The 12,794-nt window shown below is 34.8% G+C and carries 18 protein-coding genes, 1 pseudogene and 1 riboswitch; of the genes and pseudogenes, 4 read left to right on the top strand and 15 right to left on the bottom strand.

All coding sequences use genetic code 11. The features are described from left to right. Window positions 1–290, bottom strand: a pseudogene (locus HMPREF0072_RS01440) (chromate transporter); the annotation flags it as partial. Continuing rightward, window positions 280–837 carry a chromate transporter gene (locus tag HMPREF0072_RS01445; protein WP_004826919.1) on the bottom strand — a complete coding sequence of 186 codons (558 nt, stop codon included), beginning with the start codon at window positions 835–837 and terminating at the stop codon, window positions 280–282. The gene HMPREF0072_RS01445 and the pseudogene HMPREF0072_RS01440, both read right to left, overlap by 11 nt. An 88-nt stretch (window positions 838–925) precedes the next feature. On the opposite strand from HMPREF0072_RS01445, the gene HMPREF0072_RS01450 reads away from it, so the two are divergent. Continuing rightward, a complete protein-coding gene (locus HMPREF0072_RS01450; protein WP_004826920.1) occupies window positions 926–1,414 on the top strand; it encodes a dihydrofolate reductase in 489 nt (162 codons plus the stop codon). Continuing rightward, window positions 1,411–1,656 (top strand): hypothetical protein, encoded by a 246-nt coding sequence (locus HMPREF0072_RS01455; RefSeq protein WP_004826921.1) that lies wholly within the window; start codon window positions 1,411–1,413, stop codon window positions 1,654–1,656. Before HMPREF0072_RS01450 ends, HMPREF0072_RS01455 begins: the two co-directional genes overlap by 4 nt. Before the next feature lie 50 nt (window positions 1,657–1,706). Here the strand turns inward: HMPREF0072_RS01455 and HMPREF0072_RS01460 are convergent, their stop codons facing one another. The 7 genes from HMPREF0072_RS01460 to HMPREF0072_RS01490 all read right to left on the bottom strand — a co-directional run bounded on the left by HMPREF0072_RS01460 (window position 1,707) and on the right by HMPREF0072_RS01490 (window position 6,688). Then, window positions 1,707–2,384 (bottom strand): transaldolase family protein, encoded by a 678-nt coding sequence (locus HMPREF0072_RS01460; protein WP_004826922.1) that lies wholly within the window; start codon window positions 2,382–2,384, stop codon window positions 1,707–1,709. A 12-nt stretch (window positions 2,385–2,396) separates the two neighbouring features. After that, complete coding sequence (locus HMPREF0072_RS01465) at window positions 2,397–3,047, bottom strand: ribulose-phosphate 3-epimerase (protein ID WP_004826923.1); 651 nt, start codon at window positions 3,045–3,047, stop codon at window positions 2,397–2,399. Between the two features lie 9 nt (window positions 3,048–3,056). After that, entirely contained in the window at window positions 3,057–3,965 is a 909-nt protein-coding gene (locus tag HMPREF0072_RS01470; protein ID WP_004826924.1) for a class I mannose-6-phosphate isomerase, read from the bottom strand. 59 nt (window positions 3,966–4,024) lie between these two features. Continuing rightward, window positions 4,025–4,852, bottom strand: a complete 828-nt coding sequence (locus tag HMPREF0072_RS01475; RefSeq protein ID WP_004826925.1) for a PTS system mannose/fructose/sorbose family transporter subunit IID — start codon at window positions 4,850–4,852, stop codon at window positions 4,025–4,027. Window positions 4,853–4,864: 12 nt separating this feature from the next. After that, window positions 4,865–5,689, bottom strand: coding sequence for a PTS mannose/fructose/sorbose/N-acetylgalactosamine transporter subunit IIC (locus HMPREF0072_RS01480; RefSeq protein WP_004826926.1), 825 nt, complete (start codon window positions 5,687–5,689; stop codon window positions 4,865–4,867). 61 nt (window positions 5,690–5,750) lie between these two features. Further along, window positions 5,751–6,245 carry a PTS sugar transporter subunit IIB gene (locus tag HMPREF0072_RS01485; protein WP_004826927.1) on the bottom strand — a complete coding sequence of 165 codons (495 nt, stop codon included), beginning with the start codon at window positions 6,243–6,245 and terminating at the stop codon, window positions 5,751–5,753. A 17-nt stretch (window positions 6,246–6,262) separates the two neighbouring features. Then, window positions 6,263–6,688, bottom strand: a complete 426-nt coding sequence (locus tag HMPREF0072_RS01490; protein WP_004826928.1) for a PTS sugar transporter subunit IIA — start codon at window positions 6,686–6,688, stop codon at window positions 6,263–6,265. 161 nt (window positions 6,689–6,849) lie between these two features. Between HMPREF0072_RS01490 and deoC the strand changes: the two genes are divergently transcribed. After that, on the top strand, window positions 6,850–7,557 hold the full coding sequence (gene deoC / locus HMPREF0072_RS01495) for a deoxyribose-phosphate aldolase (RefSeq protein ID WP_004826929.1): 708 nt from the start codon (window positions 6,850–6,852) through the stop codon (window positions 7,555–7,557). 7 nt (window positions 7,558–7,564) lie between these two features. Beyond that, entirely contained in the window at window positions 7,565–8,275 is a 711-nt protein-coding gene (locus HMPREF0072_RS01500; RefSeq protein ID WP_004826932.1) for a GntR family transcriptional regulator, read from the top strand. Between the two features lie 287 nt (window positions 8,276–8,562). On the opposite strand, the gene thiE is transcribed toward HMPREF0072_RS01500, so the two are convergent. From thiE to HMPREF0072_RS01530, 6 genes are all read right to left on the bottom strand, one after another. Next, complete coding sequence (gene thiE, locus HMPREF0072_RS01505; protein ID WP_004826935.1) at window positions 8,563–9,177, bottom strand: thiamine phosphate synthase; 615 nt, start codon at window positions 9,175–9,177, stop codon at window positions 8,563–8,565. After that, on the bottom strand, window positions 9,174–10,001 hold the full coding sequence (gene thiM / locus HMPREF0072_RS01510; protein ID WP_004826937.1) for a hydroxyethylthiazole kinase: 828 nt from the start codon (window positions 9,999–10,001) through the stop codon (window positions 9,174–9,176). Before thiM ends, thiE begins: the two co-directional genes overlap by 4 nt. Then, entirely contained in the window at window positions 9,970–10,509 is a 540-nt protein-coding gene (thiW, locus tag HMPREF0072_RS01515) for an energy coupling factor transporter S component ThiW (protein ID WP_004826938.1), read from the bottom strand. Before thiW ends, thiM begins: the two co-directional genes overlap by 32 nt. Before the next feature lie 311 nt (window positions 10,510–10,820). Continuing rightward, window positions 10,821–10,916: riboswitch (TPP riboswitch) on the bottom strand. Window positions 10,917–10,963: 47 nt separating this feature from the next. After that, window positions 10,964–11,155, bottom strand: a complete 192-nt coding sequence (locus HMPREF0072_RS01520; RefSeq protein WP_004826940.1) for a hypothetical protein — start codon at window positions 11,153–11,155, stop codon at window positions 10,964–10,966. Continuing rightward, window positions 11,142–11,573, bottom strand: a complete 432-nt coding sequence (gene sufU, locus HMPREF0072_RS01525; RefSeq protein WP_004826942.1) for a Fe-S cluster assembly sulfur transfer protein SufU — start codon at window positions 11,571–11,573, stop codon at window positions 11,142–11,144. The genes HMPREF0072_RS01520 and sufU overlap by 14 nt, the downstream gene beginning before the upstream one ends. Then, window positions 11,573–12,793, bottom strand: a complete 1,221-nt coding sequence (locus HMPREF0072_RS01530; protein ID WP_004826944.1) for an aminotransferase class V-fold PLP-dependent enzyme — start codon at window positions 12,791–12,793, stop codon at window positions 11,573–11,575. Before HMPREF0072_RS01530 ends, sufU begins: the two co-directional genes overlap by 1 nt. Between the last annotated feature and the right edge of the window lies 1 nt (window position 12,794).

Here is a 12,794-nt window from a genome sequence, read left to right on the forward strand (position 1 = left end):
TAAAAATATGATAGGGCGCCTACTATAATGGCTGATGGTAGGATGCAGCCTATTGTTGCGGCTAGGCTTCCAGGGAAGCCTGCCACTCTTTGGCCTACGAAGGTGGCTGAGTTTAGGGCGATTGGTCCTGGGGTCATTTGACTGATTGTGATTAGGTCGTTGAATTCTCCTACAGCTAGCCAGCTATTTTCGACTACTACTTCCTGTTGGATTAGGGCGAGGGCTGCGTAGCCTCCACCAAAGGAGAAGAGTCCAATTTTAAAAAAGCTTATGAATAATTTAATTAACATGGCTCCTCCTTTTTGCTAGAGAGTTTATTAGTCCCAATAGGATGAGACTGCCAATTATATAGACTATACTTACCTTGAGAAAATATCCTAATATGAAGGCTGTGACCATTATTGCCGGAACTATTTTGGATTTTTCTTTTAAGAGGTCACGCCCCATATCAAAACTGACTTTGAATATTAGGGCGGCTATGGCTGCTTGCATGCCTTTTAGAAAGCTTGCTATATAATAATTTGCTATGAAGGCTTCATAAAACATTGATATGACTGAAATTATTATGAGGGGTGGGATGGCTGTGCCTAGAATAGCTACTGCCATGCCAGGAAGGCCTGATATTTCATAGCCTACTACTATCGAGGCATTTATTGCCACTGCCCCAGGTGCCGACTGGGCTATGGCTGTCATGTCTAGCATTTGATCTTTGTCTATCCATTTTAATTTATCTACAAAGGTATCTTTCATCAAAGTTAGTATGACATAGCCCCCACCGAAGGTGAAGGCTGATAGGTATAGGGTTGATTTAAAAATTTTCCATAATTTATTTTCCATAAGTCTTTCTTTCTAAGTATATCTTACAATTTTTCTAAGTATAAATATATTTTACTATCTTTCTGGGTATAAGTAAGGTGAGGTGGATATGAAATTAATACTTGCAGTTGATAAAAATTGGGCTATCGGTAGGGATAATAAGATGCTTTATGACCTAAAAAAAGATCTTAACCACTTTAAGGAAATAACTACTGGTGGCCTTGTAATAATGGGAAGAAAGACCTTCGATTCTATTGGCTTTGCCCTTCCTAAGAGGGAAAATATAATTTTGACAAGGGATGAATCTTTGAAACGAAATGGAGCTTTGGTTTTTAATAATGTTTCTGATGTGATAAATTATGTGAATAAATCTCCCAAAGAAGCCTTTGTCATTGGTGGAGCGGAAATTTGCGAGCTTTTCCTAGCCTATATTGATGAAGCAATCATAACAAAAATTGATTCTTATAGTGTGGCCGACACCTTCCTCCACAATTTTGATGAGGATTCTGATTTTGAATTGGTCGAAGAAAGTGAACCCATAGATGATGAAGGAAAAAAGATAAAATTTGTAAGATACAAAAGAAAGGAAAATAAATGAAAGATAAAATATTATTTGTAAGTGACCTATGCCCAGATTGCGCAGGAATTTTACAAAAAATTAAAGAAGGCTCAGAAAAATACAATGAATATGATGTTGTAAATATCACATCTTCCATGCCAAGCTTAAAACTATTTCTAAAATACAGGGATACCCTTCCTGGCTACGAAGAAGTAAGAAAAACCCACAGGGCAGGCGTACCTTCTGTGGTAATCGGAGAAAGTGATGTTGAATTTCTATAAACTTTGCAATAAGAAAAGATGTAGCGAATTTATTGCTACATCTTTTTTCTTTAAATATAATCCAACCAAGTTTTTTTGCTTGAATCTAATTTGGAAAAATCATTCTTGAATGCGCTAATAGCGCTATCTATATTCTTATCATCAATTAGTTTGAAAATTACATCTGATGAACAAGTTGACGCCCCAATTCCAATCTCAGCCAATCTAATTAATTGGTTGCTATTTTTGAAACTAGCGGCTAGGATTTCAGTTTCGTATTTATTTTCAATTAGTATCTTCTGGATGTTTTTTGCTATGTTAATACCATCATAACCAAGATTATCTATTCTGTTAATGTATGGAGCTAAATAATTTGCCCCTGCTTGGGCTGCTAGATATGCCTGGTTTATTGAATATATGGCTGTAGCTGTGATTTTAAAACCTTTTTTAGAAAGGATTTTAATAGCTTTTAGACCTTCCGGATTTACAGGAATCTTAACATAGGTATTGGCACCTAGTTTTTTATTTAGAAACTCTGCTTCCTTAATTATCCTTTCAGCGCTATCCTCTAGTACTTGTACATGAAGTTCATCTTCACCAATGACTTGTCTAATCTTTATCAAATGTTCAAGTGGATTTCCACCAGCTTTAGCTAGGATGGACGGATTGGTAGTAACGCCCGATACAGGGTAATAATCGTATATTTTTCTTATATTTTCAATATTTGCATCATCTATTATTAATTTCATTTTCGCCTACTTTTATGATTTCAATCTCTTAATGATTTCTTCATATGATTCATCTTTGCCAAATAGAGCAGATGTTCCTAATATAAACCCATCTACCCCCTTAGTTTTTAGGTAGTTTACCTTTTCTTCAGATATGGCTCCGTCTACAAATATTTCAAAATTATATTTAGACTTTAGGTCTGCGAGTTTAAATATTTTTTCATCTACATAATCCAAATACTTTTGGCCCGCAAATCCTGGATTTACTGTCATAACCAGAACTATATCTACTAAATTTAATAGCTCTTTAATAGAATAGATACTTGTGCCTGGACTAACTGCCAAACCAACTTTCATTCCATTTTCTTTTATTTTTGCTAGAGTTGTTGATATTAATGAATCCCCTTCTGAATGGACATAAACTATATCTACTCCAGCTTTTTTAAAAAGCCCTATATGGTCAGAAGCATTTATTGACATTAAATGAACATCAATTTCCTTATTAGTGTTTCTCCTAACAGTATCAATATCTTGTAAACCCATACCAAAATTTGGCACAAAGTTTCCATCCATAATATCTATGTGAAATATATCTGCTCCAGCCTTATCTAGGCTAACTACTTCTTTTTTTAAATTGTCAAAATTTGCACACATCAATGATGGGCATATTTTAATATTACTCAAATCGTCTCCTTATAAAAAATATAAATTTGGTGTTGCAATCACCACTTCATCTGCTGGTTTATCAATATTAACACTTTCTCCAGGTAAAATCAAAACACTCTGACCCTGAATAAGATCATGGCCATCTATAACAGCACTTCCATTTGTAATTGTAATTGCTTGGGCTACATTGTTATTATTTATATATTCACCACTAATTTTTGTTCTTAATAAATCAAAAGGTTTATATTTTAATTCACAATCATTTTCAAAGTTTTTTATAGAAACTTTGTTGCTAGATACAATTGTATTGATTCCGTCTTCTAAGTGTAACTGTCTAGGATTGCCGTCTTTATCTAACCTATCGTAATCGTAAAGTCTATAGGTAATATCTGAAGATTGTTGAATTTCATATACTAATGACCCTTCTGTTAGGGCGTGAATAGTTCCAGCCTCTACAAAAACCATATCATCTTCATCAACTTTTACTTTATTTACAACTGACTCATAGTCTTTATTCAAAATTTTCTCTTTGATTATTTTTTTATCATCAATGTCAGTTTCTGCATATATCCAACCTTTGTTTGGTTTTTCTATGAAATACCAAGCCTCACTTTTGCCAATCATTTTCTTTTCATGCTCTTTCGCATAATCATCAGTTGGGTGAACTTGTATGCTTAGGTCCTTATCAGCAGATGTAAATGAAATTATAAGTGGAAAATCAACACCATTAGCTAAGCCAAATTTTTCTGGATTGGCCTTAACAGCTGAATAAAGGTCTTTATTCTCATCTCCATATATAATTTCGCAAGAAATTTCTTTAATTCCACTTACCGTATATACTGAACCGATTTTTTCAATGCCGGGATCCCCAAAATAATCATGCAATCTGCTTGTTCCCCAAACTTTTTCATTTGAAACTGTATTTAATATTATCACCTAAGATCCTCCTATAAAAAATAAACTGTTGCAGAGTGCTCCCTGCAACAGTCTTATACTTAAAATACTCCCAATACTACACCAACAGATACTAAAGCAACTTGGATTAAAATTACTTTTGTAGCTGATACCTTCTTATGTTTTAGTAACCAATAAGATAGCATTACAACTGCAAATGGTAGTAATTTTGGAAAAATACCATCTAGTAGTGCTTGTAATTGTTGTACTTCTGTTCCCATTGGAATCTCAATCTTAGTAGTTAGGTTTATATTTGCAGCCGCTAAAGCCCCTACTACAATAACTCCTATTACGTTAAATGCACTAGTTATTCTTTGAGCATTTTCACCAACAATTGTATCTATAGCATTTACACCGAGTTTATAACCGTAGTTAAAAGAAATGTAAGTTATAAATGTTCCTATGATTGCATAAGAGATGATATAAAACAATGGACCTAAGGCACTTCCTGATGCTGCAAGTCCCATACCAATTGATAATAGTGTAGGAACTATAATTCCTTGGATGATTGAATCACCAATACCAGCAAGAGGTCCCATAAGTGTTGTTTTGATATTAACTGGCATATCTTCAGAAATATCTTCACCTAGAGCAATTTGTTCTTCTAGTGATGTTACAATACCAGTAACAAGCTGACCTGTCTGAGGCTCGGTGTTATAGAACATCGAATGTCTTTCCATCAATCTTTTTGCCGCTTCTGGATCATCGCTATAATATTTTTTTGCAAAAGGTGTAAATGTGTATGCCCAAGCATGACCTTGTAATTTTTCATAGCTCATTGAAGCTAAGTGAGAGCATCCCCATCTTTTCCAAATTTGTCTTCTTTCATTTGGAGTTAATTTTTCTTTATTATTAGTATTAGTCATCATTACCCCCGTTAATTAAAATAAATCATCATCTTCATAGAAATCTGAATCTTCTGCTACACTTGCAGCCTGAACAACTGTTTTATTTCCTGAAGCAAGATAAACTATATAAGCAATTAGAGCAGATAGTATAACAACTGGAATCATAGGAAGTCCTGCGAAGGTTGTTAATGCAAATCCAACTAGGAAGAATATAAAATGAACCTTTTGTTTAATTACAATATTCATCAACATAGCAATACCTAGTGCAGGAAGAACACCACCTAAAATAGTAATAATATCAGTTACTTTTTCAGGAATGCTGTGTAATAACCAGTCTACAATAGGTTGTCCAAAATATACAGCTAAGAAAACAGGGACTGCTCTTAGTAAGAATGTTGTGATTGCTGGACCGATTATATGATTAAATCTAATTCCATTATAATCTAATTCTTCTGCCGCTTTTTGTGCACGGGTATTCCAGAATGAATATCCTGCCCTACCTGTATTATAGAAAATAAGTCCAAATGTTTGTCCAATCAAAATAGATAAGGTAACTGCTACAGCAGGATTTCCTCCGGTAGCCATTGCTAGACCAATACCACCATAACCTGCGTATGTGATTTCACTGTTAGTAGTACCACCTGTTGATAGGTTAGCTATAAACACACCTTGAACTGCAACACCACACAAAACACCTGCCTTAACATCGCCAAATGCCAAGCCCATAATAAGTCCTGCTACTAGAGGTCTACCTAAGATATAGAATCCTCCGGTCATACCAAATGCGAACGGAGTTTCAATGGCACCTAGAAAACAAAATATGCCCGCAATAAGAGCTGGTAAAAATAAATTATCCATAACTTCTCCTTATATAATATTTTTAGGTTTTAAAAAGGCACCTAAGACCTTAATAAATAAATTATTCTGCAGCATCGTACAATTTTTTAATTTGTTCCCATGTTCTTATAGAATCTTCAGGGATTATTTGAAATTGAAGTTCAATGTCATGGTTGTGCATATACTCAAAAGCATCATAATCAGCTTGGTCAATTGCTGTTGTCTTTCCTAATACTTTTGCACCTGGTCTTGTATTCATTGGTCCAATATTTAATACCTTTCCAAAATCTCCACCCATTTTTAAAATCTCAGCAAAGTTTTGTGGAGAGTCAGAAATAACAAAGAAATCTTTATTTGATTCACTCGCCATCTTTATTTTTTCTACAGATGTTTTATTATCATATATACCTAGTTTATGAGGATTAGCAGCTGATTTTAAAACTTTTTTTCTTAATTCATCACCTGCAACCTTATCACTTGCGATTACAAATGCATCTAATTTTCTTGATGCTGCCCATCTTGTCATTGTTTGTCCGTGAATAACTCTGTCATCAACTCTTGCTAGTGTAATTGTCATATATTCCTCCTTATAAATTAAAACTCTAAATCGTCATCATCGTCGTCTGAATCATCTATTTCACATTTTACAATAGAATCTTTACCGACATTTAATCCAATATTTACCAATTCTTCAATAGAAGAGCCTATATCAAGGCTTGTACCACACTCTATTAGCATAGGTAGGTTCATACCTGTTAAAATTTCTACTTTATCAGGATTTTCTAGCTTAAACCTATAAGCTTCATTATATGGAGTTCCGCCCTGGATATCAGAAAGAACTAAGACCTCGTCATTCTCAATTAATTCAGTAAGTTTACTTCTTAATTTTTCAGAGAAGACGCCTATTCCATCATCGCCTAAGCTTATTGAAATAATATTATCATTTTTACCTGCTATCATTTCATAGCTTTCTTTTATCCCGTGGCAAAAATTACCATGAGATACTAATAGTAGCTTCATAATACCTCCTAAAAAATGTATGTAAATACATATATATTCTTAGTTATTATGATAACCTTTACAAATCTAATTGTCAAGTGGTTTTTCAAATATTTCTTGCTATTTATTCAGAATATGGTAATATATACTATGTAATAACATATACGTGGAGGTTTTAAAAAATGACAAAACAGTATACACTCAAGGAACTAAGAAGATTTGTTGATCACACAAACTTACATGCTGATGCAAGCAGAGAAGACATGAAGAAATTATGCCAAGAAGCTATGGACTATAATTTTAAAATGGTTGCAATCAACTCTGTTCAAAGCAAGGCATGCGCAGAATTCTTAAAAGACTCAGATGTTCATGTTGGTGCTGCTATAGGATTCCCTCTAGGCCAACAAACAATAGCTACAAAAGTTTTTGAAACAGAAGATGCAATTAAAAATGGCGCTGATGAAATTGATTATGTTATCAATTTGACAGAAGTTGTTGATGGAAATTTTGACTATATTAAAGATGAAATGGAACAAATTGTAAAAATTTGTAGAGATAATGACGTAATTTCTAAAGTTATATTTGAAAACTGCTACCTAAACAAAGATCAAATAAGAAAACTTGCTGAAATATCAAAAGAAGTTAAACCTGACTTTATTAAAACATCAACTGGATTTGGTCCTTCAGGTGCAACTGTGGAAGATGTGAAACTTATGAAAGAAGTAGTTGGTGATACTGTTAAAGTTAAGGCTGCTGGTGGAATTAGAGATGTAGATACATTTATAGCTATGATTAAAAATGGGGCCGAAAGAATTGGTACTAGTTCAGGTATAAAAATTAGCGAAGAATTAGAAAAACTAGTATCTGATCAAGGCACCATCGAAATTTAAATAAAATTTGAAAAAAAAACTTTATGAAATCATTAGAGACGATTTATTAGAAAGGATCAAAGAATCTACTTATAAAATAGATGAAATGATACCTAAAGAAACCGATTTAGCTCTTGAATATGGGGTAAGTCGACCTACTGTTAGGCAAGCCATACAATCCCTAGTAGATGAAGGCTACCTTGATAGGGTAAAAGGTAAGGGTACTTTTGTAAAAAATAATAAAATAACCCAGGATTTTACAAATATAATAAAGAGTTTCGATGATGATATGAAGGCCAAAGGTATTAGACCTAAAACTAAATTAATATCTTCTGACCTTGTCGAATGTCCAGAACGTGTCGCTAATGCACTACATCTAAAATCCAAAAGCAAAGTAATTAAAATATGTAGACTTAGATACGCTGATAGTATACCAGCAGTATTGGTAAACACCTATCTTCCTTATGATGGGTTAGAAGATTTAATGGGAATAGACTATTCTTCAGTTAGTTTATACACTTGCCTAGACCAGCTAGGTTACAAAATAAATAAAGTTAGCAGAATACTAGAGATGAAAATATCTGATGAACTTTCAGCATCACTATTAAATATAGCTTGTGGAGACCCACTATTTTTCTTTAAAACAATAGGTTATCACAATGATTTACCTCTAGAATACTCTGAAGCTTGGTATAACGGAAATGTAAATTCCTTTAAATTTGATATTACAATTAGTTAATATCTAAGTTATCAAATACCTTAAAAGCACCTCCAGTTAGCTAGACTAATTGAAGATGCTTTTTTAATTTAAGCTAACTTAGCAAATTTTAGAAATAATATATAAGTTATATTAAAAACCACATCATGAAATATCAATACTAAGCAAAAATGTCGTTTTTATCACATGTTCTAAATCCTGATTAGGGATTTAGTTTTTATTATAAAACGTCTGAATATCTTATAATCCTTGTAAAATATTAGGATTAATTGCTTATCTCTTGTAAAATATTAGGATTAATTCCTTATCTACAGAATTTTATTTATTTTTTCCTTCAATTTTCTTGTGTCTTCTTCTACATTTGGGCTATCCATAATGGCCCTTACTACGCAGATGCCGTCTACTTCTGTGCCTTTTAGGATGTCTACATTATCAATATTTAGGCCACCTATGGCGTAGACTTCTATGCCTACATTTTTCTTGATTTCCTTTAGGGTTTCGACACTTGTTCTTTTGGTTTTAACGTGGGTTTTGGTTTCAAATATAGCTCCCACTCCAAGGTAGTCAGCACCTTCCTTTTCAGCTTTTTGAGCAGCTTCAACGGACTTAGCAGTGGCTCCTATGAGGGCCTTTTCTCCCAATAATTTCCTACCAAGAGCGATTGGCATATCATCTGCGCCGAGGTGAACTCCAAGGCCTAGCGCCCAAGCTATATGTGGTTTATCATCGATAAGCATTGGCACCTTGTATGAATCGCAAAGGGCCTTAACTTTTTTTCCAAGATTAAGAATTTCAAGGTCAGACTTGTCTTTTTCCCTCAATTGAAGAATGTCAACCCCTCCTTTTAAGGCAGCCTCTACTCTTTCCAAAAATTCTTCTTCGCTATACTTATCCGAATTTGTTACAAGGTATAATTTTTTCAAAATTTTATCTCCCTTACTTTTGCTTTTTTACTTATTTCTTCATTGCTAATTAGGCTTATCTCGTCCATGAGATTTACAAAAAATGTGTAAAGTCTATCCGTATCTATTTTTTCTGCGGCAATTTCCATCACAAGTAGACCACAAATAGCAGCAGAAACTGGGTCAGTAACTGCCATAAAACTTGAAATCATTGCAGTTAGCATACATCCTGTACCTGTAATTTTGCTTAGGTTTTCTACACCATTATCAATGGTGAAATAAGAATTTTCTCCTACAACTAAGTCTGTTTTTCCTGTGACTAGGACTATTGTATGGTATTTCTTAGCAAGTTCACATGCTTTCATAGAAATTTTTTCTATGTTAGCACCTTTAAGCTCATCAGCTTTGCCAACATCAATTCCTTTGGCGTTTGATGCCCCACTTGCAAGGGCCCTTATCTCCGAAGCATTGCCCTTGATGAGGTCAAATTTATACTTACTTAAAAGTTTATTTGCAAACTTATAGCGAAGAGTCGATGCCCCAACACCAACCATATCAATAGTTAGGGGGATATTTTTTCCATTTGCTGCATGACAAGCCTCATCAATGGCAACCATTCTCTCGCTTGTAATATTGCCCAGACTTACACTTAAGCAATCAGACATCCCTACAATTTCAGCCACTTCTTCGGGATGGGCTGCACAAATCGCCTTGGCTCCCATAAATAAAATGACATTAGCAACCATATTTATAGCGATTGGATGGGTGATGGCGTGGACTAGGGGCGATTTTTCCCTTAACCTATCCCTAGCCTCAATTATCTCTTCTAGATTTATCATAAACATTTACTCCTATATTTCTTTGGATTGGGTATAAGACTTTTGCCCTTTGCAAAGTTTTTAGGAAAATATAGGCAACTGATCCTCCCATTATGGTAGCTATCAAAAAACTTGGTAGGTAGAAGTACCAGGTAATATCTCCCTTGCCCCAAAGAAGGGTCATTACTGGATAGGATGCGATAGAACCTATTATTCCTGTACCGATTATCTCTCCTATAACGCAAGCAAGGATAGACCCCTTGCTTTTCCTATAAAGAAATCCTGATAAAAAGGCACCAAATACCTGACCAGTGATTGCAAGTGGTGGTATATTCAAAAGACTCATTCTTATTATCGCTGTTATTATTGCATTTGCCAAGCTATACCAAGGACCTAATACTACAGAGCAAACTATATTTACAAAGTGGGCTGTGGGTGCAAAACCTTCAAATCTCAGTATCGGTGATATAACTACCCCTATGGAAACAAACATAGATAGGGTTACTAAAATTAATATTTTTTGTCTATTTTTCATTTCTAACTCCTCTAAAATAATACACAAGACTCTTATAGGATAAGAGTCTAATTAAAATTGTTGCTAAGCACTTGTTTAATCATAATTTTTTCTATAAGATCCAATAATTTTCTCTTCAAAATGTGCTATGTACTTTGTTCGACCCGATTGTTTCTAGCTAATATAATATTATTCTCTCGCCTCCCTCAAAAAAAAGGCACAAAAAGGACAACCATACCCGAGGTGGTATGCCCCTTTAGTGCCTAGACTCTCTTTTTTTTATTTTTTTATAAGCCTTTCCCATTAAAAAAAGACCCTTCTAGGGGCCTTTAAACTCTTCTTTCTAGCTTTCTTACGCAGGTTCTAACCTAACAAGTTTAAAGGGTTGATGAATCATCTCTCAGCTAAAAGCACCCCTAGCTAATATCATTATAAGGCATATTCAAAATAATTTCAATTTTATTTTTGCCTCTTTTTAATTATTTTTACTTTTTTCAAGCTTTCTGTATTTCACATAGGCATTGGCAGTCATTAGGATGGCGGCAATTAGGATTAGCCACCAACTATCCTTACCCTTCCTATATTGGAGGAAGGCTAATATATAGACCAAACCTGCACTTGCAAATGATGTATAAAACTCTAACTTGTCTAAGTTATTTTTTCTCATCTATAACAGCCCTTAGGGTGTTCCAAGAAAGTAGGGCACAATTTACCCTTTGTGGCATGTTTTGGATATTTTTGAAGGCCACAGCATCTTCGAGCTCTTCAAGTTCTTCATCTGTCACATCTTCTCTTTTGATCATCCTTTGGTAGATGTCAGCCATTTTGTCTGCCTCTGCCATGGTTTTTCCAACCAACATATCGCACATTACTGATGTGGCAGCTTGACTTATGGCGCAACCATCACCTGTGAAGGCTGCGTCCACAATTTTGTCTCCATCTAATTTTAATTGTAAAACTATTTCATCGCCACAAGATGGATTGTGGCCGTCTTCTTTTATGTCAGGGTCTTCTAGGTCATGCTTGTTGGCTTGGTTCCTTGAATGATCTAGGATAATCTGACTGTAAATTTCTTGCATATCCATTATAGTCCCATCACCTTTCTAACTTCTCTTAAACTTTTTGCAAAGATTTCAACTTCTTCTTTTGTGTTATAGATTGCAAAAGATGCCCTGGCTGTAGATGAGATTCCTAAATAAGTGTGTAAAGGCATGGCACAGTGGTGGCCACTTCTTACAGCTACATTTTTAGAATCTAGGATAGATGCTATGTCGTGTGGGTGGATATCTTCAAAGGCAAAGGCAATTAGGGCCCCTTCTTCACAACTTGTTGGATGGATAATTTTTATATTTTCTATGTCCTTGATTAAATCGTAGGCATAGTGGGTTAGTTCCATCTCGTGGGCGTGGATATGATCCATGCCAATTTCTTCCACATATTTTATAGCTTCTATTAGACCAATAACCCCACCAACATTTGGTGTTCCAGCCTCAAATTTTAGAGGAGCCTTGGCAAAGGTTGAATAATCTTCATAGACATATTCTATCATATCTCCGCCCAAGTTAAAAGGTTTCATCTTATCAAGAAGGTCGTATTTTCCATAAAGAACTCCAATTCCCATTGGAGAATAAATCTTATGACCAGAAAACACTAAAAAATCACAATCAAGATCCGTAACATCAATCTTTTTGTGGGCAATTAACTGAGCTGCATCTACAATGGTTGTTGCTCCCACTTCTTTTGCCCAACCGATAATTCTCTTTAGGTCTGTGATTTCTCCAGTCACATTTGATGCACCTGTAACTGAAACTATCTTGGTTTTACTATTTATCTTCGCCTTTAAGTCCTCATAGTCAAGCGAATGATCGTCATTAAGGTAGGCAAAAACAAGCTTAGCGCCAGTTGCCTTTGCCACCATCTGCCATGGAACAAGGTTGGCGTGGTGTTCTAAAATAGTAATTAGAATCTCATCGCCTGCCTTTAAATTATCAAGTCCATAAGAATAGGCAAGGAGGTTCATAGCCTCTGTTGCAGTCTTTGTATAGACTATTTCATTACGAGATTTAGCATTTATAAATTTTTTTATTACTTCCCTACCATTTTCATAGGCTTCTGTGGCTACCCAAGAAAGGAAGTGTGCTCCCCTGTGGGGGTTAGCGTTTTTATATTTATAATAGGTGTCAACCGCTTCGATGACTTGCCTTGGCTTTTGGCTGGTGGCAGCTGTATCTAAGTAAATTACATCCTTTCCAACCTTGGCCCCATCAAGATAGGGGAAATCTTTTCTAATTTCTTCGATATTCATA

The sequence above is a fragment of the Anaerococcus lactolyticus ATCC 51172 genome (assembly GCF_000156575.1).
GTDB lineage: Bacteria > Bacillota > Clostridia > Tissierellales > Peptoniphilaceae > Anaerococcus > Anaerococcus lactolyticus.